General features: G+C 75.5%; 17 protein-coding genes and 1 pseudogene. 11 read left to right on the top strand and 7 right to left on the bottom strand.

Going from position 1 to position 23,239, the window contains the following annotated elements:
* Positions 1 to 7: 7 nt before the first annotated feature.
* On the bottom strand, positions 8 to 1,408 hold the full coding sequence (gene eccD / locus ACTMS2_RS20890; protein ID WP_441176905.1) for a type VII secretion integral membrane protein EccD: 1,401 nt from the start codon (positions 1,406 to 1,408) through the stop codon (positions 8 to 10).
* Positions 1,409 to 1,509: 101 nt separating this feature from the next.
* On the opposite strand from eccD, the gene eccCa reads away from it, so the two are divergent.
* The 3 genes and pseudogenes from eccCa to ACTMS2_RS20875 form a co-directional block, all read left to right on the top strand.
* Positions 1,510 to 5,475: a type VII secretion protein EccCa gene (gene eccCa, locus ACTMS2_RS20885; protein ID WP_441176904.1), complete on the top strand. Its 3,966-nt coding sequence runs from the start codon at positions 1,510 to 1,512 to the stop codon at positions 5,473 to 5,475.
* A 110-nt stretch (positions 5,476 to 5,585) separates the two neighbouring features.
* Positions 5,586 to 6,995 carry a type VII secretion-associated serine protease mycosin gene (gene mycP / locus ACTMS2_RS20880; protein WP_441176903.1) on the top strand — a complete coding sequence of 470 codons (1,410 nt, stop codon included), beginning with the start codon at positions 5,586 to 5,588 and terminating at the stop codon, positions 6,993 to 6,995.
* A gap of 46 nt (positions 6,996 to 7,041) precedes the next feature.
* Positions 7,042 to 7,770, top strand: a pseudogene (locus tag ACTMS2_RS20875) (phosphatase PAP2 family protein); the annotation flags it as partial.
* Between the two features lie 100 nt (positions 7,771 to 7,870).
* Here ACTMS2_RS20875 and ACTMS2_RS20870 read toward each other — a convergent pair.
* The 6 genes from ACTMS2_RS20870 to ACTMS2_RS20845 all read right to left on the bottom strand — a co-directional run bounded on the left by ACTMS2_RS20870 (position 7,871) and on the right by ACTMS2_RS20845 (position 13,252).
* Complete coding sequence (locus tag ACTMS2_RS20870; RefSeq protein WP_101413080.1) at positions 7,871 to 9,049, bottom strand: MarP family serine protease; 1,179 nt, start codon at positions 9,047 to 9,049, stop codon at positions 7,871 to 7,873.
* A 63-nt stretch (positions 9,050 to 9,112) separates the two neighbouring features.
* Complete coding sequence (locus tag ACTMS2_RS20865) at positions 9,113 to 9,805, bottom strand: NUDIX hydrolase (protein ID WP_393404349.1); 693 nt, start codon at positions 9,803 to 9,805, stop codon at positions 9,113 to 9,115.
* Positions 9,802 to 10,464 (bottom strand): TlpA family protein disulfide reductase, encoded by a 663-nt coding sequence (locus ACTMS2_RS20860; protein WP_441176902.1) that lies wholly within the window; start codon positions 10,462 to 10,464, stop codon positions 9,802 to 9,804. Before ACTMS2_RS20860 ends, ACTMS2_RS20865 begins: the two co-directional genes overlap by 4 nt.
* A gap of 55 nt (positions 10,465 to 10,519) precedes the next feature.
* Positions 10,520 to 11,308 carry an endonuclease III gene (gene nth, locus ACTMS2_RS20855; RefSeq protein WP_172896620.1) on the bottom strand — a complete coding sequence of 263 codons (789 nt, stop codon included), beginning with the start codon at positions 11,306 to 11,308 and terminating at the stop codon, positions 10,520 to 10,522.
* Between the two features lie 61 nt (positions 11,309 to 11,369).
* Complete coding sequence (locus ACTMS2_RS20850; protein ID WP_441176901.1) at positions 11,370 to 12,533, bottom strand: CapA family protein; 1,164 nt, start codon at positions 12,531 to 12,533, stop codon at positions 11,370 to 11,372.
* 56 nt (positions 12,534 to 12,589) lie between these two features.
* Entirely contained in the window at positions 12,590 to 13,252 is a 663-nt protein-coding gene (locus ACTMS2_RS20845) for an adenosylcobinamide amidohydrolase (RefSeq protein ID WP_441176900.1), read from the bottom strand.
* A gap of 217 nt (positions 13,253 to 13,469) precedes the next feature.
* Here ACTMS2_RS20845 and ACTMS2_RS20840 point away from each other — a divergent pair, with 217 nt between their 5' ends.
* The 8 genes from ACTMS2_RS20840 (at position 13,470) to ACTMS2_RS20805 (ending at position 23,238) form a co-directional block, all read left to right on the top strand.
* On the top strand, positions 13,470 to 14,147 hold the full coding sequence (locus tag ACTMS2_RS20840) for a Crp/Fnr family transcriptional regulator (protein ID WP_089003062.1): 678 nt from the start codon (positions 13,470 to 13,472) through the stop codon (positions 14,145 to 14,147).
* Between the two features lie 85 nt (positions 14,148 to 14,232).
* On the top strand, positions 14,233 to 14,976 hold the full coding sequence (locus tag ACTMS2_RS20835) for a metallophosphoesterase family protein (protein WP_441176899.1): 744 nt from the start codon (positions 14,233 to 14,235) through the stop codon (positions 14,974 to 14,976).
* A 212-nt stretch (positions 14,977 to 15,188) separates the two neighbouring features.
* Positions 15,189 to 15,791 carry a TetR/AcrR family transcriptional regulator gene (locus tag ACTMS2_RS20830; RefSeq protein WP_441176898.1) on the top strand — a complete coding sequence of 201 codons (603 nt, stop codon included), beginning with the start codon at positions 15,189 to 15,191 and terminating at the stop codon, positions 15,789 to 15,791.
* A 40-nt stretch (positions 15,792 to 15,831) separates the two neighbouring features.
* Entirely contained in the window at positions 15,832 to 16,644 is an 813-nt protein-coding gene (locus ACTMS2_RS20825) for a TIGR03084 family metal-binding protein (protein ID WP_441176897.1), read from the top strand.
* Complete coding sequence (locus ACTMS2_RS20820; RefSeq protein WP_441176896.1) at positions 16,641 to 18,374, top strand: acyclic terpene utilization AtuA family protein; 1,734 nt, start codon at positions 16,641 to 16,643, stop codon at positions 18,372 to 18,374. The genes ACTMS2_RS20825 and ACTMS2_RS20820 overlap by 4 nt, the downstream gene beginning before the upstream one ends.
* Positions 18,371 to 19,510, top strand: a complete 1,140-nt coding sequence (locus ACTMS2_RS20815; protein WP_441176895.1) for an acyl-CoA dehydrogenase family protein — start codon at positions 18,371 to 18,373, stop codon at positions 19,508 to 19,510. Before ACTMS2_RS20820 ends, ACTMS2_RS20815 begins: the two co-directional genes overlap by 4 nt.
* Positions 19,507 to 21,108 (top strand): acyl-CoA carboxylase subunit beta, encoded by a 1,602-nt coding sequence (locus tag ACTMS2_RS20810; RefSeq protein WP_441176894.1) that lies wholly within the window; start codon positions 19,507 to 19,509, stop codon positions 21,106 to 21,108. The genes ACTMS2_RS20815 and ACTMS2_RS20810 overlap by 4 nt, the downstream gene beginning before the upstream one ends.
* 42 nt (positions 21,109 to 21,150) lie before the next feature.
* The gene (locus ACTMS2_RS20805) at positions 21,151 to 23,238 is read left to right on the top strand and encodes an ATP-binding protein (RefSeq protein ID WP_441176893.1); all 2,088 of its coding nucleotides are present in this window, start codon (positions 21,151 to 21,153) and stop codon (positions 23,236 to 23,238) included.
* Position 23,239 lies beyond the last annotated feature (1 nt).

Genomic DNA, 23,239 nt, shown 5'->3' with positions numbered 1-23,239 from the left:
GGGCCGCTCAGCCGAGCAGCCCCCGGGCCCGCTCGTACAGGTCGAGGACCGCGCAGGCCACGGGCACCACCGACACCACCAGGGCGGTGTCGGTCAGGTCCGCGAGCCGGCCGACGTACGGGGAGACCGGCCGGCGGGCGTACGTGGTGCCGGCGGCCACCGCCACGAGGGCCAGCGTCAGCCCGCCGACGACCAGCGCCAGCCGGCCCGTCGGACCGGACCCGTCGACGAGGACGGCGCCCAGCACCGCGTACCCGGCGAGGCCGGCTGCGACGGTCGGCACCCGGTGGCGCAGCGACACGAACAGCCGGGAGCGCAGCAGCAGCACGGCCGCGGCGACCGCCACCAGCAGCCGGCCGGCCGTCCCGCCGGAGAGGCCCAGCACCACCGCGGCGGCGACCGCCAGCACCGCGTGCCCGAGCAGCATGCCGGTGAGCATCTCCTCGGTGCGGGCCACCGCCGCGTAGACCCGGTCCCGGTCGGGCAGGTCGCGGGCCCGGTCGGCGCCACCCGGCTCGCCGGTGGGCAGGGTGATCGGGGGCAGCGGCACCTTGCCGAGCCGGATGGCCAGCAGCGGCACCGCCCCCACGGCGAAGACCAGCACGCAGAGCAGCACCGCCGCCGTGCCGGCCGGGCTGAGCAGCAGCCCGCCGAGGGCCGCCAGCGCGCCGGCAACCCCGACGGTGGCGCCCGCCACGAAGACCCGCAGCCGGGTGGCGACGCCGACCAGCCCGAGCACCGACACCAGCAGCAGCGCCACCGAGCCGGCCAGCAGCTCGGGCGCGCCGATCCAGCGCAGCCCCGGCACCGGCCCGACCGGGTCGCCGGAGCTGACCGCGAGGGCCCCCGCCGCCGCCGCGTACGGCAGGGCGTAGCCGCCCAGGGTCGCGCCCGCCGGCCCGTCGTCGTGGGCCCGGGACGCCACCACCCCGGCGAGGGTGAGCAGGAGCGCCACCACGGCGGCGGCCGGCCAGGCCGCCTCGTGCGCCGGCCCGCCGGCCGTCACGGCGAGCAGCCCGACGGCGAGCGGCACGGCGGCCCCGGCCAGGGCGGCGGCCCGGGTGGCGGCCGGTGACCACGCCCCGCCGCGCCGCCGGGCACCGTCGGCGATCGCCTCGACCACGTCGTCGTACTCCAGCTCGGGCCACTCGGCGCGGGCCGGCACGAGGTGCAGCACCTCGCCGTCGCGGACCCCCTGCGGCAGCAGCGCCTGCGCGGTGGCCAGTACCGCGCCGTCGGTGCGCCGCAGCACCCAGCCGCCGTGCCGTTCGCCGTCGTCGGCGAGCCCCTCGCCGGCGTGCCGCAGCACCTCGGGCAGCAGCTCGGCCAGGGGCACCTGCTCGGGCAGGGCGACGTCCACCCGCCGCTGAGGGGCGCTGATGGTGACCCGGGCCAGCCCGATCGTCATCGACTGATCTCCATCTCCGGCGGGGTTGGTGGCTGCGCGGACGACAGGACTTTACCTACCATGAGCCAGGCTCGGGTTACCGAGCGCTGTCAGGAGGTCGAGTGTCCACTGTCGTCATCAAGCGGCCACCCCGCCGACCGGCGCCGGAGATCCCGGTGGGTGAGCTGCCGGTGGACGCGCCGCCGGAGATCCCCGCCGTCGCCGGCGGGCGCTGGCAGCAACTGCTCATGGTGCTGCCCATGCTCGGCGGCACCGTGGCGATGGCGATGATGTTCGGCCGTGGCGGGGGCGCCTACTCGTACGTGGTCGGTGGGATGTTCGGGCTCTCCTCGCTGGCCATGCTGGTGACCTCGTGGGGCAGCGCCTCCGGCACCCCGAAGAAGTCGGAGATGATGGCCGCCCGGCGGGACTACCTGCGGCACCTGACCGTGCTGCGGCGCCGGGTCCGGCAGACCGCCGGGCAGCAGCGCGCCGGGCTCTACTACCGGCACCCCGACCCCGGCCGGCTCTGGTCGACCGTCGACAGCCACCGGGTCTGGGAACGCCGCCCCACCGACCCGGACTTCGCGGTCGTCCGGGTCGCCGTCGGCCCGCAGACCCTCGCCACGCCGCTGGTCCCCCCGGTCACCCGCCCGCTGGAGGAGCTGGAACCGATGACCGCCGGCGCGCTGCGCCGGTTCCTGGACGCGTACGCCGTGGTGCCCGACCTGCCGGTGGCGCTGTCGCTGCGCAGCTTCGCCCGGGTCTTCGTACGCGACGCCGGCCCGACCGGCGGCGACGGGTCCGCCGCCCAGGCGCTGGCCCGGGCGATGCTCGCCCAGCTCGCGGTCTTCCACGCCCCGGACGAGCTGCTCGTCGCCGTCTGCGCCGGGCCGGAGCGGCGGGCCGCCTGGGAGTGGGTCAAGTGGCTGCCGCACGCCCACCACCCCACCCGCACCGACGCGCTCGGCCCGGTCCGGCTGGTCACCAGCGCGGGGACGGAGCTGGAGGGGCTGCTCGACGAGGTGCTGGCCAGCCGGTCCCGGTTCAGCCCCGCCGGCCCGGCCACCGACGGCCCGCACGTGGTGGTGGTGCTCGACGGGGGCGACCTGACGGGGGCCACCGACCTGACCGGCGACGGCGGCATCGACGCCGTCACGATCATCGACCTGGACACCCCGCCGCCGCGCCTGCTGGACCGGTTCGCGCTGCTGCTGGAGCTGCGCCGGGGCCGGCTGCACTCCCACTCGGCGGAGGGGCACGCCGAGGTGGGTACGGCGGACCGGCTGGACCTCGTCGACGCGGAGGCCGTCGCCCGCCGGCTCGCCCCGCTGCGGCTGGCCAGCGCGGCCCGCGGCCCGGACGCCCCGCCGGGCGCCGAGCTGGGCCTGCCCGAGCTGCTCGGTCTCGGCGACCCGGAGAGCTTCACGGCCGAGCAGGGGTGGGCGCCCCGGTCCGCCCGGGAGCGGCTGCGGGTGCCCATCGGGGTGGGCACCGACGGCGGCGCCATCGAGCTGGACCTGAAGGAGTCGGCGCAGGACGGGATGGGGCCGCACGGCCTGCTGATCGGGGCGACCGGCTCCGGCAAGTCGGAACTGCTGCGCACCCTGGTGCTCGGGCTGGCCGCCACGCACAGCTCGGAGCAGCTCAACTTCGTACTGATCGACTTCAAGGGCGGCGCGACCTTCGCCTCCTTCGACCGACTGCCGCACACCGCCGCGGTGATCACCAACCTGGCCGACGCGCTGCCGCTGGTCGACCGGATGGTCGACGCCATCAACGGGGAGCTGGTCCGCCGCCAGGAACTGCTGCGCCGGGCCGGCAACTTCGCGAGCCTGCGCGACTACGAGCGGGCCCGCGCCGCCGGCACCCCGCTCGCCCCGCTGCCGTCGCTGCTGCTGATCTGCGACGAGTTCTCCGAGCTGCTGTCGGCCAAGCCCGACTTCATCGACCTGTTCGTGCAGATCGGCCGGCTGGGCAGGTCGCTCGGCGTGCACCTGCTGCTGGCCTCGCAGCGGCTGGAGGAGGGCCGGCTGCGGGGGCTGGACACCCACCTGTCGTACCGGATCGGGCTGCGGACCTTCTCGGCGCTGGAGTCCCGCACGGTGCTCGGGGTGCCGGACGCGCACGAGCTGCCCCGCTCCCCCGGCCACGGCTACCTGCGCTTCGGCACCGAACCGCTGGTGCGGTTCAAGGCCGCGTACGTCTCGGGGGCGCTGCGCCGACGCGGCGCCGCACCGGGCGCGGGCGGCACCGGGGCCCCGCGCCTGCTCGCCTTCTCCACCCACCTCGTGCCCAAGCCGGAGCCGGTCGGGCCGCCCGCCCTGCCCGCCACGGCCGACGAGGGCGGCACGGAGAGCCTGCTGGAGCTGATGGTCGACCGGCTGGCCGGGCAGGGGCCGCCCGCCCACCAGGTCTGGCTCCCCCCGCTCGGCCGGGCGCCGGCGCTGGACGAGCTGCTCGGCCCGGTCGGCGCCGACCCGGCGCGCGGTCTCACCTTCGGCAACCCGGAGCTGCACGGCGCCCTCCACGTGCCCGTGGCGGTCGTCGACAAGCCCTTCGAGCAGCGCCGTGACCTGCTCTGGCTGGCGCTGGACGGCGCCGCCGGCCACGTCGCCGTGATCGGCGGCCCGCAGAGCGGCAAGTCGACCGCGCTGCGCACGCTGATCTGCGCCATGGCGCTCACCCACACCCCGGCCGAGGTGCAGGTCTACTGCCTCGACTTCGGCGGCGGCGGGCTGGCCGCGCTGCGCGACCTGCCGCACGTCGGCGGGGTCGCCGGCCGCGCCGACCCGACGGCCGTGCGGCGTACGGTCGGCGAGATCGCGACGCTGCTGGTCGACCGGGAACGACGCTTCGCCGAGCTGGGCGTGGAGTCGATGGCGACCTGGCGGCAGCGACGGGCCGCGCTGGCGGGCACCGACCAGCCCGGGGCCGACCCGTTCGGCGACGTGTTCCTGGTGGTGGACGGCTGGGCCACGCTGCGCGGCGAGTACGACGACCTGGAGCCGCTCATCACCGACCTCGCCACCCGGGGGCTGTCGTACGGGGTGCACGTGGTGGCGACGGCGGTGCGCTGGCTGGACTTCCGGCCGGCGATCCGGGACCTCTTCGGCTCCCGGCTGGAGCTGCGCCTCGGCGACCCCGCCGACTCGCTGGTGGCCCGCCGGGCGGCGGCGAACGTGCCGGAGAAGACCCCCGGCCGGGGCATCACGGCGGAGAGCCTGCACTTCCTCACCGCGCTGCCACAGCTCGCCGCGTCCGGCGGGGACACGACGGACCTGGTCAAGCAGGCCGCCGGGAGCTGGACCGGCCCCGTCGCGCCCCCGGTGCGGCTGCTGCCGCCGGTGCTCCCGTACGCCGAGCTGGACCTGGCCGCGACCACCGGCCTGCGCATCCCGGTGGGGATCGCCGAGGCGGACCTGCGCCCGGTGGTGCTGGACTTCGCCACCGAGCCGCACTTCGTGGTCTTCGGCGACGCCGAGTGCGGCAAGTCGTCGTTCCTGCGCGCGCTGGCCACCTCGATCATGACCCGGTTCACCCCCGAGCAGGCCCGGGTCATCCTGGTCGACTACCGCCGCAGCCTGGTGGACATGACGGAGTCGGCGTCGCCGCACCTGATCGGGTACGGCTCGGCCGCGGCGCACACCACCGACCTGATCGAGTCGGCCGCCGGCTACATGGCGGGGCGGGTGCCGGGGCCCGACGTCACGCCCGCGCAGCTGCGGCAGCGGTCGTGGTGGTCCGGACCGGAGCTGTTCGTGCTGGTCGACGACTACGACCTGGTCGCCAGCGGGCCGTCCAACCCGTTGCGTGCCCTGGAGGAGCACCTGCCGCACGCCCGGGACGTCGGGCTGCACCTGGTGCTCGCCCGCCGCTCGGGCGGTGCCGGCCGGGCCCAGTACGAGCCGCTCGTGCAACGCCTGCGCGAGCTGTCCACCTCGGGGCTGGTGATGGCGGGCAGCCCGGAGGAGGGGGCGCTGGTCGGCCCGGTCCGGCCCGGCCCGTTGCCCCCGGGGCGCGGCCGGCTGGTCACCCGGCGCGAGGGCGTACGCCTGGTCCAGTTGGCCCATCTGCCGCCGCCGTGACCGGTGTCCCGGGACGGCCCCGTGGGGCGGTCGTGACCAGTGTCCCGGGAACACCCCGCGAGGGAGCGGAGAACCGGTAATCTCCGATCGTCATGTTTGCGTCGCGATGAATGCCTGAGGATGTGACGACCGTGCGGCACAGCTGTCCGCCAGCGGCTCGGCGGATCGCCGGACGTACGTTGCTCGGCCTGGCGGCCGCCGTCGTGTCGGTCGCGGCTCCGGTGACGGCGGCCGGCGCCGCCCCTCGGCAGCCCGCCCCCCTTCCCGTCCTCGACCAGCCGGCCGCCGTCGTTCCGGTGGCGTTCGCGGCGCCCGACGGCAGGAAGCGCCCCGACCAGGTCCGCGACGAGCAGTGGCAGCTCGACGTGTTGCGGGCGAAGACCGCGTGGCGCAGCTCGACCGGCAAGGGCGTCACCGTCGCGGTGGTCGACTCCGGCGTGGACGCCACCCATCCCGACCTGGCCGGCCAGGTGCTGCCCGGCCTCGACCTGGTCGCGCCCCGGGGCGCGACCGGCAGTCCCGATCCGGTCGGCCACGGCACCACCGTGGCCGCGCTGATAGCCGGCCGCAACGACGACGAGCGGGGGGCCGTCGGCCTGGCGCCGGACGCCCGGATCCTCCCGGTGCGCGTCCTCGACGCCGAGAACCGCTACGACGACGCGCTGATCGTCGCCAAGGGCGTGCGCTGGGCCGTCGACAACGGCGCCCGCGTGATCAACCTGTCCCTCGGCGGCAGCGGCGACAGCCCCGCCCTGGCGGCCGCGCTCGACTACGCCTTCGTCCGGGACGTCGTCGTGGTCGCCTGCACCGGCAACCTGGGCGACGCGGCCAACGCGAAGGTCTGGTACCCGGCCCGCGAGCCGGGCGTCATCGCGGTCGCCGGCACGGAGCGCGACAGCGACAACCTCTGGTCCGGTTCGATCACCGGGCGGGCCACCGTGCTGACCGCCCCCGCCACCGGCCTCGTCGGGGCCCGGCCGGGCGGCTACTGGCGGGTGCAGGGCACCAGCTTCGCGGCGCCGCTGGTCGCCGCCACCGCCGCGCTGGTGCGGGCCCGCTACCCCGAGATGCCCGCCGGCGACGTGGTCAACCGGCTGCTCACCACCGCCCGCGACATCGGCCCGACCGGCCGGGACGACCGCTTCGGGTACGGCATGGTCGACCCGGTCGCCGCGCTCGACGCCGAGGTGGGCCCGGTGGGCCGCAACCCGCTGGACGACCAGTCCTCCCCTGGCGTGGTCGGGTTCGGGCCGGCACCGGGGGCGGCGCGGCCCGACGTCGCGGGGGTCGGCGGCGACCCGCGTGGCTTCACCGTGCCGCGCCAGCAGTCCCGGTGGGCGGCGCAGCCCGCGGGTACGCAGGAGGAGACCACGCCGGAGCAGCTCTGGACCGGGGCCGCGTTCTTCGTCGCCCTGCTGGCCGGGGCGGCGCTGATGGTGCGCCGGTTCCGCCAGTGGACTCCGCTGGCCTCGCACCGGCGCGCCGCCGCGACCTGGCGCCGTCCGCCGCCGCCGGGCTGAGCCGCAACGGGTCTGACCGGGCCGCGTCGCGGGTAGGACGGATGTCATGAGCCCGTCCGGCCCGCCGCGTACCCTCGTCGCCCCACCGCGTTCCTCGTGGCGTGACCGCCGCCTGCACCCGGACCACGCGCGGGGCCTGCGGCTGACCCTCGCCGCGACCGCCGCGTTCCTGGTGGCGGTGCCGTTCACGCTGCTGGCGTTCCTGGTGCTGGGAGACTGGCCCCCGCTGCGCCGGCTCGACACGGCGGTCACCGACGCGTTGGCCGGCCTCGCCGCCGACCATCCGGCGTGGGTACGCCTGATGGCCCTCTGGACCGACGTGTTCGCCCCGATGCCGCTGCGCGTGGCGGCCCTGGTCCTGGTGCTCTGGCTGCTCCACCGCCAGGCCCGGCAGTTGGCCGTCTGGGTGGCGGTCACCATGGCGGTCGGCGGCCTGCTCGGCCCGCTGCTGAAACTGCTCGTCGGTCGGCCCCGGCCGGATCTGCCCGATCCGGTGGCCGAGGCGCCCGGCCTGGCCTTCCCGTCCGGGCACGCGCTCAACGCCGCCCTCGCCGCCGGGGTGCTGCTGGTGGTGTTCCTCCCGCGCGTACGGCCGGCGGCGCGCCCGGTGGTGTGGACGGCCGCCCTGCTGCTGGCCCTGGTGACCGGGTTCAGCCGGGTGGCCCTCGGCGTGCACTGGACCAGCGACGTGCTGGCCGGCTGGCTGCTCGGCGCGGCCGTGGTGGCCGCGACGGCCGCCGCCCTCACCGTCTGGCGGGCCGCCCCACCCGGCCGCCCCGCGCCGTCGTCGGGCCAGAAGCCGCCGTCGGGCCAGAAGCCGCTGGCGGGTCACGGGCCGCTGGCGGGTCACGGGCCGACGACGGGAGCCTGACCGGTCAGGTGCATTCGCCGGTGCCGACGGCCCGGGTGCGCTCGGCGCCGGCGAGGGCGACGGGACGGGCCTCGGCCGCGGTCACCGCGAAGCCGGTGTTCGGGTCGTCGGCCGCCGCCGCGAAGATCACCCCGAGCACCAGCCCGTTCGACGAGACCAGCGGGCCGCCGGAGTTGCCGCTCTGCACGAGCGCCCGGATCGTGTAGACCTCCCGGGTCACGTTGCCGGCGGAGTAGATGTCCGGTCCGGTGATCCGGTCGACGTCCCGGATCCGCGCCGACTGCGCGTTGTACGGGCCGTCGAGCGGGAAGCCCAGCACGATCGCGTCCGCGCCGCTGCCCGCGTTACCGGCGGCGAAGCGCATCGACGGGCCGGGCAGCCCGGGCACGTGCAGCACGGCCAGGTCCCGGTCGGGGTCGTAGACGACCACCTTGCTGTCGTACCGGTCGCCGTTCAGCTCCACGACCGTGGACCGGGTGCCGGCGACGACGTGCGCGTTGGTCATCACCCGGTCGTCGGCGTAGACGAAGCCGGAGCCCTCGATCCGGCGCGAACAGCTCGGGGCGGAGCCGAGCACCTTGACCACCGAACGCTGGCTGTTGACGACCACCTGGGAGCCGGCGAGCGCCGGGTCGGGCGGCGACACCTGCCGGGCCCGGGTGGGTGCCAGGTCGCCGAAGACGTCGGGGAAGCCGTTGGTGTCGACGGTGTCGCGCAGCGCCGTGGAGAGCTGCTGCGCCTCATCGGGCAGGACCCGGTCGACCACCGTGAGCAGCGCGCTGTTGCGCACCGAGGAGGCCAGCCAGGGCAGCGACGACGAGCCGAGCGGCACCGCGACGAGCCAGGCGACCAGCAGGACGGCGAAGAGCGAGACGAACGCCCCGCCGACGTCGTCGACCCGCTTGCCGACGTCGCTGGTGATCGTCTTGCGCAGGTGCGAACCGAGCCAGCCGGCGAGCGCCTGCCCGACCACCGCCAGCCCGAAGATCGCCACCAGCGACACCAGCACCCGGGTGCCGCTGTCGACGAACTGCCGGGCCAGCAACGGCCCCAGCTGGAGGCCCACGAGCGCGCCCAGGAAGAAGCCGGAGAACGACAGCACCCCGATGACGAAGCCCTGGCGGTATCCGCTGATCGCGAACACGAGCATGAGCAGCAGCAGTACGAGATCCACGGCGGACACGCGTCAAGCGTACGGGCACCGGGCCCGCGAGATGACCATCGCTTGCCGAAGGTGACCGTCCGGTCAGCGCACCGGCGTCTCGTCCACCGCGTCGGTGCCTGCGGAGGGCGCGGGGGCCTCCCCGGTCGGCGGCAGGTCCACGACCCGGTCGCGCGGCCACGGCCGGGCCCAGCCGCCCATCTCCAGCAAAGTGGCCAGCACCCCGCCGGTGAAGCCCCAGACCAGCATCCCGCGCGCCGAGAAGGCGGGGCCGATCCAGCCGCTCGGGTGGCGGACCCGCATCCGGTTCGCGGGGTCGACCAGCTCGGTGACCGGCAGCCGGGCCACGTGCGCCACCTCGGCCGGCTCCCGGGGGTGCACCGGGTGCGGGGCGTGCCACCAGGCGAGCACCGGGGTGACCACGAAGTCGCTGACCGGGATCCAGAGCTTCGGCAGCTCGGTCAGGACGGTGACGCTGGCCGGGTCGAGGCCGACCTCCTCGTTCGCCTCGCGCAGCGCGGTGGCCCGGGCGTCGGCGTCCTCCGGGTCGGCCGCGCCGCCGGGGAAGGCCGGCTGACCGGCGTGGTTGCGCAGGGTGGCCGCCCGCTGGAGGACCAGCACGTCGGGGCCGGCGCCGGGCTCCTCGCCGAGCAGCACCAGCACGGCGCTCTCCCGCCCCCCGCTCTCCGGGGTGACCAGTCGGGTGAAGTCCTCGCTGCGCGCGCTGCCGAGCCGGGCCAGCAGCGGGTCGAACCAGCCCGGGGGCCGCCGGCTCACGCCGGCACCGTCACGCCGAGGTGCTGGCGGACCAGCTCCGCCAGCCGGGCGTCGTCGAGGGCACCTGTGGAGTCGACGTGCCGTACGCGGCCCTGCCCGTCGACGAAGACGGTCAGGGGAATGGCCTTGCGGTTCAGCTCCCGCTTCAGGCCCTCACCCTGGTCGACCAGCACCGGGAAGCGGATGCCGAAGTCCTCACCGATGGCCTGGGCCGCCTCGCGGCCGTCCTGGTTGTTGACCCCGACCACCCGGAGCTGGTCGGCGGCCCGCTCGCTGAGCCGCTGGAAGGCGGGCAGTTCCTTGCGGCAGGGCGGGCACCAGGACGCCCAGACGTTGATCACCGCCGGGCCGCGCAGGTCGCGCAGGGCCACCGGGGCGCCGCCGGTGAAGCAGTTCAAAGTCAGCTCGGGCAGCGTCTGCCCCCCGCCGCCGGACGGCACCGCCGGCGGGGCGGAGGCGGGCGGCGTGCCGAGGGCGGAGCAGTCCTGGAAGGGCGACGGGCGACTCGCGGCAGCCTTCTGCCGTTCGGAGGGGCCCGGGTCCTTCTCCTCGGTGCCGGCGGTGCACCCGGCGGCGGCCAACAGCACGGGTACGAGCAGGGCGGCGAGGCGGCGTCGGGACTGCGGGGCCCGCGCCACCGGCTCACTCCTCACGCTCATCGGTTCACCGTGGTTCGCGACTGCGGGGCTCGCAAGACCGGCTCACTCCTCACGCTCACGGTGCCTCCGCCACGACGGCCTGGACCGGCACCAGCTCCGGGTCGACCCCGGCCGCCACCGCCAGGTCCCGGGCCCGGGGGCCCTTGAGCAGCTTCGCGGCCGCCGCCGGCTCGGTCGGGCCGGTGCCGTACGACGGGCACAGCTTCACCAGCGTGCACGCGCCGCAGGCCGGCTTGCGGGCGTGGCAGACCCGCCGGCCGTGGAAGATGATCCGGTGCGACAGCATGGTCCAGTCGCGCCGGGGGAAGAGCGCCCCGATCGCGTGCTCGATCTTGACGGGGTCGGTCTCGGCGGTCAGCCGCCAGCGCTGCACCAGCCGCTGGAAGTGCGTGTCGACGGTGATCCCGGGGACGTCGAAGGCGTTGCCGAGGATGACGTTGGCGGTCTTGCGGCCGATGCCGGGCAGCTCGACCAGGTCGGCGAGCCTGCCGGGGACCTGGCCGCCGTGCCGCTCCACGAGGGCCTGGCCGAGCTTCATCAACGAGTCGGTCTTGTTGCGGTAGAAGCCGGTGGGCCGGATCAGCTCCTCCAGCTCCGCCCTGTCCGCGCCCGCGTAGTCGGCGGCGGTCGGATAGCGGGCGAAGAGCTTCGGGGTGACCTCGTTGACCTTCTTGTCCGTGCACTGGGCGGAGAGGATCGTCGCGACGGCCAGCTCCAGCGGGTTGGAGTGGTCCAGTTCACAGTGCGCGTCGGGGTGGGTGTCGGTCAGCATCCGGCCGATCCGCCGGGCGCGGCGGGTGCGCCCGAGGTCGGTCTCGGTGAAGCCGGAGGAACTCGTGGTCACGCCGGCCAGCCTACGTCGCCCGGCCGACGCGCGGCCGGGGCCACGCGCCGTACCGGCCCGGTCAGCCGCCCTGCGGCGCGCTGATCGCGCCCGAGTCGTCGAAGCGGGCGCCGGTCTCCGGGAAGTCGCTCTTGGTGAGCTGCTTCAGCAGGCCCAGCCCGCGGTCGTCGCGGTCCATGGTCGGCTTGCCGATGGAGTTCATGTACGTCGAGACGAACGAGCCGCCGGCCCAGCTGCCGTCCGGGTTCAGCGACACCTTCAGCACCCCGCCCCAGCCGAGCCGGCCGGCGTTGCTCAGCGAGTTGCCCCCGCCGGCGAAGTTGCCCAGGCTGTACGCGATCAGCCGGCCCTTGTAGAACTCCATGCCGCGCAGCACGTGCGGGCCGTGCCCGACGATGAGGTCCGCCCCGGCGTCGATCATCGCCTTGGAGAACTTGACCGGGTCGCCCCGGTTCTCGCCGAGGAACATCTCGGTGCCCGGCTTGACCCGCGTCTTGTCGGCCCCCTCGCCGCCCATGTGCACCTGCACGACGACCACGTCGGCCATGCCGGCCGCCTTGGTGATCACCTTCTTCGCCGCGGCGATGTCGGTGAGGCTGTTGGACCAGACGTACGACGAGAAGCCGGCGACCGCGACCTTGACCCCCTTGACGTCGACGACGGTGATCTGGTCGGGCGCCCCGGTGTGCGCGAGCTCGTACTTCTCCAGCGCCTTCTGGGTGTTCTCGTAGCCCTTCGGACCGAAGTCGTAGCCGTGGTTGTTGGCCTGGTTGAGCAGGTCGAAGCCGGCGTCGCGCAGGTGTGCGGCGTACTCGGGCGGGGCCCGGAACTGGAAGCAGCGGGTCGAGTTCGGCCCGCACTTGCCGGTGCCGGTGTCGACGGTGAGCGGCTCCTCCAGGTTGCCCATCACCAGGTCGGCCGCGAGCGCCTTCTCGACCGAGTCGAAGAAGCCCTTGCCTCCGGAGGGGGGCAGCCGGTTCGGCGCGTTGCCCATGATGATGTCGCCGGTCGCGGAGAGCGAGATGGCCTGCTCGGCGGGCTGGGCGGAGCGGGTGGGCTCGCCCGAGCGGACCGGGGCGCCGGTGTTGCCACCCCCCGCGCCGGGCTGCCAGACGGCGTCGGACCCGGAATCGGGCCCTCCGCAGCCGGCGGCGAGCAGGACGGCGAGCAGCGCGCCGAGGCCGAGTGCGGCGCGGCGGCGCGGTGGGGAGGCGGCAGCGTACATCGAGCGCGACCTTATCGGGCTTGCGACGCCGGGACGAGAGCCGATCGGACGGAGTCTCAGCCCGCCGGTCGGTCGGACCACGGGACCACGGTGCCGGCCCCGCCGGCCGTGACGGCGGCGTGCACGGCCCGGGCCAGCGGGGCGCCCCAGGTCGAGCGCGGTCCGCCGTACGCCGACTCGGGGCCGTCGACGGGGCACAGCACGGTGACGGCGTCCGTCGGGGTGCCGGTGCCCGGCACGCCCAGCTCCGCGATCGCCTGCGCCTTCGCCTCGGTGGCCGTGGCGATGGCGTTGACCAGGGCGGCGTCGCCGAGCCGGGCCGGGACGTACGCCACGACGTTGACGGTGCCGACCCGCTGTACCGGCGCCGCCGGGGCGGGTGCCGCCGCCCAGACCGGGGTGCCCAGGCCGACCGTGGCCCAGATCCGCACGCCGGTGTCCGTCCGGGCGACGACCTCGGCGACGTCCACCCCGGTCAGCAGGCCCACCCCGGGCCCGTCCAGGCCGAGCCGGTCGGCCAGTTCGGCCAGGTGGTCGGCGGGGTCGTCCCGGTCGTACGACATGGGCACGGTCGCGTTGACGACCCAGTGCCGGACGCCGATCCCGCCGCCCAGCGGCGCGGAGCTGACCGCGCGCAGCGGGCCGTCGGCGCGCCACACGAGCAGCGGGACGTCCCGGCCGTCCTCCGGGCGGGCGGTCAGCACGGGTTCACTCAGCACGTGGTGACCCTACGACCCGGGTGTCGGGGGCCGCCCCGGCGCCCGGGCGGGCGCGCGATCCTACTGCTTGATCAGGGCCGGCAGGTTACGCCCAACGATCAAGATTCCAGGGGTGCACCTCTGATTGCTGCTCACGTGCGCCTAGACTGGCGACGCGCGAGGGATCAGCGGACGGCGGACCCGGCCGACGGACGGCACGCGCAGGCGGAGGTGCGCGATGGACGAGGTACTGGCTCGCAGCGGGATCTTCCAGGGCGTCGACCCGGAGGCTGCCGAGGCACTCGCCAAGGAGATGGAGACGCTCGAGGTCCGCAAGGGCGAGATCGTCTTCAACGAGGGCGAACCCGGCGACAGTCTCTACATCCTGCTGTCCGGCAAGATCAAGGTGGGCCGGCGCGCTGCCGACGGCCGGCAGAACCTGATCGCGGTGATGGGCCCGTCGGACATGGTGGGCGAGCTGTCGCTCTTCGACCCCGGCCCGCGTACGGCGACGGCCACGGCGGTCACCGACACCCGCCTGGTGCGGCTGCGCAAGCAGGCCCTGCGCCCGTGGCTGAACAACCGCCCGGAGATCGCCGAGCAGCTGCTGCGGGTGCTCGCCCGCCGGCTCCGGCGCACGAACGACTCCCTGGCCGACCTGATCTTCACCGACGTGCCCGGCCGCGTCGCCAAGAACCTGCTCCAGATGGCCGGCCGCTTCGGCACCCGCGACGGCGGGGTGCTGCGGGTGACCCACGACCTCACCCAGGAGGAGATCGCCCAGCTCGTCGGCGCCTCCCGGGAGACCGTCAACAAGGCGCTGGCCGACTTCGCCTCGCGCGGGTGGCTGCGGCTGGACGGCAAGAGCATCATCATCCTCGACCCGGAGCGCCTGGCCCGCCGCGCCCGCGTCTGACGCACCCGGCTGGGCTGCCCCGGGCTCTGTCTGCCCGGGGCAGAATCGCTGGACACCGTGCCCGCCCGGCGGGCACGGTGGAGCGATGCTGGACCGGGTGGCCGTTCTCTCCGACATCCACGGTGCGCTGCCGGCGTTGGAGGCCGTACTGGCCGAGCCGGACGTCGCCGCCGCCGACCTGATCGTGCTCACCGGCGACATCGCGGCCGGCCCGCAGCCGGTCGAGGTGCTGGACGTGCTCGCCGGCCTGGGCGACCGGGCCCGCTGGGTACGGGGCAACGCGGACCGCGAGCTGGTGCAGGCGCGGGCCGGCCGCCCCTCCCCGATCGACGTCTCCAACTGGGCGGCGGAGCAGCTCCGCGACGACCAGGTGGCCCGGTTGGCGGCGCTGCCGCTGACAGTCACCCTGGAGGTCACCGGCCTCGGCCCGGTGCTGTTCTGCCACGCCACCCCGCGCGACGACGAGGAGGTCGTGCTCGTCGACTCCCGGATGGAACGCTGGGCGGAGGTGCTCGCCGACGTCCCGGCCGAGGTGGGCACGGTCGTCTGCGGGCACACCCACATGCCGTTCACCCGGCTGGCCGACCGGCGGCTGATCGTCAACCCGGGCAGCGTCGGGATGCCCTACGGCGGTCCCGGCGCCTACTGGGCGCTCCTCGGGCCCGGGGTGGACCTGCGGCGTACCCCCTTCGACGTGGACGCCGCCTGCGCCCGGGTGACGGCCGAGTCGGGCTTCCCCGACGCCGCCGGGTGGGCGGACGAGTACCTGCGCTCCCGACACAGCGACGCCACGGCCCTCGCGGTGTTCGCCCCGCGCGACGGCCGCTGAGCGTTGCCGACGGGGCGGGCCCGCATCCGGGGCTGAGGGTTCCCCCACCGCCGTACACCGCCCCGCCGTCCTGACCCGCGCGCGGAGACGGTCGCCCTTCCGGGTGGACGCCGCCGAGACCTCTCCACGGTGGGGCGTCACCCGGCGCCATCCGACCTCGCCCAGAAAAAGTCAGTCTTGACTGTTTGTTTCCGGGGCGGCACGCTGTCCCCGTGCCCGCATCGACCCGCGTCCCTCAGCAGGAGCGCAGCCGCGCCACCCAGGCCCGCCTGCTGGAGGCGACCGTCGAGTGCCTGGTCGAGCACGGCTGGTCCGGCACCACCACCACCGTCGTCGCGACCCGGGCCGGCGTCTCGCGCGGCGCCCAGCTGCACCACTACCCCACCAAGGCCGCGCTGGTCACCGCCGCCGTCGCCCACCTCGCCGAGCGGCGGGCGGAGGAGCTGCGCACCGAGGCCGAGGCGCTACCGCCCGGCCCGCAGCGGCTCGACCGGGTGATCGACCTGCTCGGCGCGGCGTTCACCGGCCCGCTCTTCGTCGCGGCCCTCGAACTCTGGGTCGCCGCCCGCACCGACCGGGAGCTGCGCGAGGCCCTGGTGCCGCTCGAGGCCCGCGTCGGCCGCGAGATGCACCGGCTCACCGTCGCGCTGCTCGACGTGGACGAGCGCCGTCCGGGCGTACGCGAGGCGGTGCAGGCGACCCTCGACCTGCTCCGTGGGCTCGGCGTGGCCAACCTGCTCAACGACGACTCGTCCCGCCGCGCCGCCCTGCTGCACACCTGGAAGCGCCAGCTCGCCACCCTGCTCACCCCCTGACCGCCCGCCCTGACCGGCCCGCCCAGCCCCCGGAGGCACCATGGTCGACCTCAAGGACCTGCTCGCGGACCTGACCGACGAGTCCGAGCAGCTCGACGACCTGGTGACCGGCCGGGCGTCGGCCGGCTGGGGGCGGGCCACCCCGTCGCCGGGCTGGAGCGTCGGGCACCAGATCGCCCACCTCGCCTGGACCGACCACGTGGCGCTGCTCGCCGCCACCGACGCCGAGGCGTTCCTCGCCGCCGTACTCGCCGCCCCCGACCCCGCCCGGCTCGTCGACTCCGGCGCGGAGGAGTTCCTCGCCCCGCCGGGCGAGCTGCTTCCCCGCTGGCGGGCCGGCCGGGCGGCGCTCGCCGACGCGCTGGCCCGCGTGCCGGCGGGCGGGAAGCTGCCCTGGTTCGGCACCCGGATGTCGGCCGCCTCGATGGCCACCGCCCGGATCATGGAGACCTGGGCGCACGGCACGGACGTGGCCGACGCCCTCGGGGTGGCCCGCCCCGGCACCGACCGGTTGCGGCACGTCGCACACCTCGGCTTCCGTACCCTCGGCCACAGCTTCGCCGCCCACGGCCGGCCGGTGCCGGCGGCGCCGGTGCGCGTCGAGTTGACGGCGCCGGAGGGCGACATCTGGGCGTACGGCCCGGCCGACGCCGCCGACCGGGTCACCGGTCCGGCGCTCGACTTCTGCCTGCTGGTCACCCAGCGCAGGCACCGCGCCGACCTGGCGCTGACCGTGACCGGCCCGGTCGCCGACGCGTGGCTGGACGTCGCGCAGGCCTTCGCCGGCCCACCCGGCCCCGGCCGCCCACCGACGGCCCCCGGAAGCGACGCGGCGGGCGGGGTGGCGGCGTGAGCGGCGTGCTCCGGGTAGGCAACGCCTCCGGCTTCTACGGCGACCGGTCGACGGCGTGGCGGGAGATGCTCGACGGCGGCGAACTGGACGTGCTGACCGGCGACTACCTGGCCGAGCTGACCATGCTGATCCTCGGCCGGGACCGGCTGCGCGACCCCTCCCTCGGCTACGCGAAGACGTTCCTCCGCCAACTGGAGGGCTGCCTCGGCACCGCCCTGGACCGGGGCGTGCGGCTCGTGACCAACGCCGGCGGGCTGAACCCGGCCGGCCTGGCCGCCGCCATCGGGTCGCTCGCCGACCGGCTCGGCCTGACCGTCCGCGTCGGGTACGTCGAGGGCGACGCCCTCGCCCGTCCCGACGCGCTGACGGCGAACGCCTACCTGGGCGCGTACGGCATCGCCGCCTGCCTGGACGGCGGGGCGGACGTGGTGGTCACCGGCCGGGTGACCGACGCGTCCCTGGTGGTGGGTCCGGCGATCGCCCGCTTCGGCTGGCGCCGCGACGACCTGGACGCGCTGGCCGGGGCGACCGTCGCCGGTCACCTGGTCGAGTGCGGGGCGCAGGTCACGGGGGGCAACTTCAGCTTCTTCACCGAGCTGCCCGACGGCGCGCGGCGCCCCGGCTTCCCGGTCGCCGAGCTGCACCCCGACGGCTCCTGCGTGATCACCAAGCACCCCGGCACCGGCGGCGCGGTCACCGTGGAGACGGTCACCGCCCAGCTGCTCTACGAGGTCGGCGGCCCGGCCTACCTCGGGCCTGACGTGGTGACCCGGCTGGACACCGTCGCACTGGCCGCCGACGGGCCGGACCGCGTACGGGTGAGCGGCGTGCGGGGCACGCCCCCGCCGGGCACCCTCAAGGTGGGCGTCAACAACCTCGGCGGGTTCCGCAACTCGATGACCTTCGTCCTGTGCGGGCTCGACATCCCCGCCAAGGCGGCCCTGGTCCGCGATCAGGTCGAGGCGGCCGTCGGGACGGAGGGGCTGGAGTTCACGCTGGCCCGCACCGACCACGCGGACGCGGCCGACACCGAGGCGGCGAGCGCGCTGCTGCACGTACACCTGCGCGACGGCGACAAGGCGCGGGCCGGGCGGGCGTTCTCGGCCGCCGCGGTGGAGCTGGCCCTGGCCTCGTACCCCGGCTGCACCCTGACCACGTTGCCCGGCGACGCCGCGCCCTACGGGGTGTTCACCGCCGACGCCGTGCCGCAGGACGCGGTGCCGCACGTCGCGGTGCTCCCCTCCGGCGAGCGGGTGCCGATCCCGCCGCCGGCCCGCACCGCCGCCCCGGCGGACGAGCCGGCGCCCGCCGCCGACCCGCCGGAGGCGGACCCGCCGCCGGCCGACCGGCCCACCCGGCGCGCGCCGCTCGGCGAGCTGGTCGGGGCCCGCTCCGGCGACAAGGGCGGCGACGCCAACCTGGGCGTCTGGGCCCGCACGGACGCGACCTGGTCGTGGCTGCGCGGCTGGCTGACCACCGCCCGACTGCGCGAGCTGCTGCCGGAGACCGCGCCGCTGGCCGTGGAGCGGTACGAGCTGCCGAACCTGCGGGCCGTCAACTTCGTCGTCCGGGGCCTGCTCGGGCAGGGGGTGGCCGCCTCCACCCGGTTCGATCCGCAGGCCAAGGCGCTCGGCGAGCTGCTCCGCTCCCGGCTCGTCGACCTGCCGGCGGACCTCATGTCCGGCCCGGGCAGCCGGGCCGGCGACGCGACACCCGGGGAGGGCCGATGACCATCGTGGACACGCCGGAGCGCCGACAGCTGCGGGAGCTGACCCGGGCCTTCGTCGCCCGGGAGGTGCTGCCGCACCTGGACGACTGGGAGCGGGCCGGCGAGATCCCCCGCGAGCTGCACGCCACCGCCGCCAAGCTCGGCCTGCTCGGCATCGGCTTCCCGGAGGCCGTCGGCGGCAGCGGCGGGGACCTGCTCGACTCGATCATCGTGACCGAGGAGATCATCCGCTCGGGCGGCTCGTCCGGGCTGATCGCCGCGCTCTTCACGCACGGCATCGCGTTGCCGCACATCGTCGCCTCCGGCGACGCGGAGCTGATCGACCGGTACGTCCGGCCGACGCTGGCCGGCACCATGATCGGCGCGCTGGCGATCACCGAGCCCGACGGCGGCTCGGACGTGACGAGCATCCGCACCCACGCGCGGCGGGACGGCGACCACTACGTGGTCAACGGGTCGAAGACCTACATCACCAGCGGCGTACGGGCCGACTTCGTGACCACCGCCCTCTGCACCCTGCCCCCGGGCAGCGGCGCCCTGACCCTGCTGGTGATCGACAAGGACACCCCCGGCTTCACCGTCGGGCGCCGGCTGGAGAAGCTCGGCTGGCACTGCTCCGACACCGCCGAGCTGTCGTTCGCCGACGCCCGGGTGCCGGTGGCGAACCGGGTCGGCGCGGAGGACACCGCCTTCCTGTCGATCATGCAGAACTTCGCCGCGGAGCGGCTCTCGCTCGCCACCCAGGCGTACGCGACCGCCCAGCGCTGCGTGGAGTTGGCGGTGCGCTGGTGCCGGGACCGGTCCACGTTCGGCCGTCCCCTGGCGAGCCGGCAACTGGTCCGGCACCGGCTGGCCGAGATGCACACCCGCACCGAGGCGGCCCGGGCGTACGTGCACGAGGTGGCGGCGCGGGTGGCCGCCGGCGAGCCGGTGGTGACCGAGGTGGCGATGGCGAAGAACGTCGCGGTGGCGGCCTGCGCCGAGGTCGTCGACCAGGCGCTCCAACTGCACGGCGGCTACGGCTACCTGCGCGACGCCGAGGTGGAGCGGCACTACCGCGACGCCCGGATCCTCGGCATCGGCGGCGGCACCACCGAGATCATGAACGAGATCATCGCGAAGGGCATGGGCCTGTGACGACACTGCGCAGCGCGGTCGACGCGTCCTCGCCGGGGCACCGCGCCAACCGGGAGGCGCTGCTGGAGCGCCTCGCCGAGCTGGACGCGGCCCTCGACAAGGCCCGCGCCGGGGGTGGCGAGAAGTACGTGACGCGGCACCATCAGCGGGGCAAGCTGCTCCCCCGGGAGCGGATCGAGCTGCTGCTCGACCCGGACAGCCCGTTCCTGGAGCTGTCGCCGGTGGCCGCGTACGGCACCGACTTCCCGGTCGGCGCCAGCGTGGTGACCGGCATCGGCGTCGTCGAGGGCGTCGAGTGTCTCGTCGTCGCGAACGACCCGACGGTACGCGGCGGCGCGGTGAACCCGTGGTCGCTGGCGAAGACCCGCCGGGCGGGCGAGATCGCCCTGGCCAACCGGCTGCCGATGGTGAACCTGGTCGAGTCGGCCGGCGCGGACCTGCCCACCCAGGCGGAGATCTTCATCCCGGGCGGGCGGGTGTTCCGCGACCTGACCCGGCTCTCGGCCGCGAAGATCCCCACGGTCAGCGTGGTCTTCGGCAACGCCACCGCCGGGGGCGCGTACGTGCCGGGGATGTCCGACCACGTGATCATGATCCGGGACCGCTCGCAGGTCTACCTGGCCGGGCCGCCGCTGGTGAAGATGGCCACCGGCGAGGTCACCGACGACGAGTCCCTCGGCGGGGCGGCCATGCACGCCACGACGTCCGGCCTGGCCGACTTCCTCGCCTCCGACGAGCGCGACGGCATCCGGCTGGCCCGGCAGTGCGTACGCCGGCTGAACTGGCGCAAGCAGGGCCCGGCGCCGCGCAACCCGCGCCCGGCCCCGCCCAGGTACGACCCCGAGGAGCTGCTCGGCATCGCCAGCGCCGACCTGAAGGTGCCGTTCGACCCGCGCGAGGTGCTGGCCCGGGTGCTCGACGACAGCGCCTTCGACGAGTTCAAGCCCGGCTACGGCACCGCCCTGGTGACCGGCTGGGGCGAGCTGCACGGCTACCCCGTCGGGGTGCTGGCCAACGCGCGGGGCGTGCTGTTCAGCGAGGAGGCACAGAAGGCGGCCCAGTTCATCCAGCTCGCCAACGCCGCCGACACCCCGCTGGTCTTCCTCCAGAACACCACCGGCTACATGGTCGGCACCGAGTACGAGCAGCGCGGCATCATCAAGCACGGCGCACTCATGATCAACGCGGTGTCGAACTCGACCGTACCGCACCTGACGGTCAACCTCGGCGCCTCCTACGGCGCCGGCAACTACGGCATGTGCGGGCGGGCGTACGAGCCGAGGTTCCTGTTCACCTGGCCCAACGCCAAGTCGGCGGTGATGGGGCCGGCGCAGCTCGCGGGCGTGCTGTCCATCGTGGCCCGGCAGGCCGCCGCCGCCCGGGGCCGCGACTACGACGAGGACTCCGACGCCGCCATGCGGATGATGGTCGAGCAGCAGATCGAGTCGCAGTCCGGCGCGCTCTTCCTCTCCGGCCGGCTCTACGACGACGGGGTGATCGACCCCCGCGACACCCGTACCGTCCTCGGGCTCTGCCTGTCGGCGATCCACAACGCACCGGTCAGGGGCGCTGACGGCTTCGGCGTCTTCCGGATGTGAGGCGGCAGTGCGCCCGATGAATGCGATCGAGAGGCAGGCTCAGTGATCAGGAGACTTCTAGTGGCGAACCGGGGCGAGATCGCCCGCCGGGTCTTCGCCACCTGCCGGGCGCTGGGCGTCGAGACGGTGGCCGTGCACTCCGACGCCGACGCCGACGCGCCGTTCGTCGCCGAGGCCGACCACGCCGTGCGGCTGCCCGGGAACACGCCCGCCGAGACGTACCTGCGCATCGACCTGATCCTCGACGCGGCCCGGAGGACCGGGGCGGACGCCGTGCATCCCGGCTACGGCTTCCTCGCCGAGAATGCCGAGTTCGCCGCGGCGGTGACCGACGCGGGGCTGGCCTGGGTGGGCCCGCCCGCGAAGGCGATCGCCGCGATGGGCGACAAGATGGCGGCGAAGGCGCTGCTCGCCGAGGCGGGCGTGCCGATGCTGCCCACCTGGACCGACGCCGACGAGATCACCGACTTCCCGGTGCTGGTGAAGGCGTCCGCCGGGGGCGGCGGGCGCGGCATGCGCGTCGTCCGGGACGCCGCCGGGCTGGCCGAGGCCGTCGCGTCCGCGCGCCGCGAGGCGGCCGGCGCGTTCGGCGACGGCACGGTCTTCATCGAGCGGTACGTCGAGCGGGGCCGGCATGTCGAGGTGCAGATCTTCGGCGACACCCACGGGACGGTGGTCGCCCTCGGCGTGCGGGACTGCTCCATCCAGCGCCGCCACCAGAAGATCGTCGAGGAGGCACCCGGGGTCCTCCCCGCCGAGGTGCGGGAGCGGCTGCACGCCGCTGCGGTGGCCGCCGGCCGGGCGGTCGACTACGTCGGCGCCGGCACGGTGGAGTTCCTGCTCGCGCCCGACGGGGAGATCTACTTCCTGGAGATGAACACCCGCCTCCAGGTCGAGCACCCGGTCACCGAGCTGACCACCGGCCTGGACCTGGTCCGGCTGCAACTGCTCGTCGCCGAGGGCGAGCCGCTGCCGGCGGCGGCGACCCCGCCGGCACAGGGCCACGCGATCGAGGTACGCCTCTGCGCCGAGGACCCCGCGCAGGGGTACCGTCCGGCGACGGGCACCCTGCACCGGTTCGCGGTGCCCGGGGTGGCGGCCGAGTTCGGCCCGCTGGCCGGGCCGGGCCTGCGCCTGGACTCGGGTGTCGTCGACGGCTCGGTGGTGGGCGTCCACTACGACTCGATGCTCGCCAAGGTGATCGCCTGGGCACCCACCCGCGCCGAGGCGGCCCGCGCCCTGGCCGGCGCGCTGGCCCGCGCCGAGCTGCACGGCGTCGCCACCAACCGGGACCTGCTGGTCCGCGTCCTGCGCAGCCCGGAATTCGCGGCCGTGGACCTCGACACCGGTTTCCTGGAGCGGCACCCGGAGGTCTTCGCCCCGCTGCTGCCCGCCGACCGGCTCCCCCTGGCGGCCCTGGCTGCCGCGCTGGCCACCGCCGCCGCCCGCCGCGCCTCGGCGCCGGTGCTGGCCGGGCTCCCCTCGGGCTGGCGCAACGTGCCGGCGTTCCCGCAGGTCACCCGGTTCACCGGCCCGGACGGCGAGATCGAGGTCCGCTACCGCCTGGACCGCTCGGGCGGCCTCGCCGAGTGGTCGGCCTCGCCGGGTGCCGGCTCCGCCGCCCGCACCGACGGGCCGCCCACGGACGCAGCGGCCCCGGGGCCGACGCCGACGCCGGACGAGACGGCCACGGCGGCCGGGCCGACGTCGCACGAGACGGCGGCAGACGCACCGACGCCGGCGGTGAGCCTGGTCCAGGCCGCCCCGGACCGGGTGGTGCTCGACGTCGACGGGGTGCGGCGCGCGTACCGCGTACACCGGGTGTCCTCGGAGGTCTTCGTGGACGGCCCGGACGGGGCGGCGAGCCTCGCCGAGCTGCCGCGCTTCCCCGATCCCACCACCGAGCTGGCGGCCGGTTCGCTGGTCGCGCCGCTGCCCGGCGCGGTGACCCGGGTGCACGTCGAGGTCGGTCAGCGGGTGGCGGCCGGCGACCTGCTGCTGACGCTGGAAGCGATGAAGCTGGAACATCCCGTGCTCGCCCCGGCCGACGGCGTGGTCGCCGAGCTTCCGGTCGCGACCGGCGGGCAGGTCGACACGGGTGCCGTGCTGGCCGTGGTCAACCCCGAGTGAT

It is taken from the genome of Micromonospora sp. SD12 (assembly GCF_052068495.1).
GTDB lineage: Bacteria > Actinomycetota > Actinomycetes > Mycobacteriales > Micromonosporaceae > Micromonospora > Micromonospora echinofusca.
The sequence above is the reverse complement of the archived record's forward strand: the minus strand, read 5'-3'. Positions and strand labels throughout refer to the sequence as shown.

What these genes read in the sequence shown, in the direction of transcription:
- ACTMS2_RS20840 (WP_089003062.1), top strand. Translation starts at nt 13,470, where the DNA reads ATGGACGAGGTACTGGCTCGCAGCGGGATCTTCCAGGGCGTCGACCCG.
- mycP (WP_441176903.1), top strand. Translation starts at nt 5,586, where the DNA reads ATGCCTGAGGATGTGACGACCGTGCGGCACAGCTGTCCGCCAGCGGCT.
- eccD (WP_441176905.1), bottom strand. Translation starts at nt 1,408, where the DNA reads ATGACGATCGGGCTGGCCCGGGTCACCATCAGCGCCCCTCAGCGGCGG.
- ACTMS2_RS20860 (WP_441176902.1), bottom strand. Translation starts at nt 10,464, where the DNA reads ATGAGCGTGAGGAGTGAGCCGGTGGCGCGGGCCCCGCAGTCCCGACGC.
- ACTMS2_RS20850 (WP_441176901.1), bottom strand. Translation starts at nt 12,533, where the DNA reads ATGTACGCTGCCGCCTCCCCACCGCGCCGCCGCGCCGCACTCGGCCTC.
- ACTMS2_RS20815 (WP_441176895.1), top strand. Translation starts at nt 18,371, where the DNA reads ATGACCATCGTGGACACGCCGGAGCGCCGACAGCTGCGGGAGCTGACC.
- ACTMS2_RS20835 (WP_441176899.1), top strand. Translation starts at nt 14,233, where the DNA reads ATGCTGGACCGGGTGGCCGTTCTCTCCGACATCCACGGTGCGCTGCCG.
- ACTMS2_RS20825 (WP_441176897.1), top strand. Translation starts at nt 15,832, where the DNA reads ATGGTCGACCTCAAGGACCTGCTCGCGGACCTGACCGACGAGTCCGAG.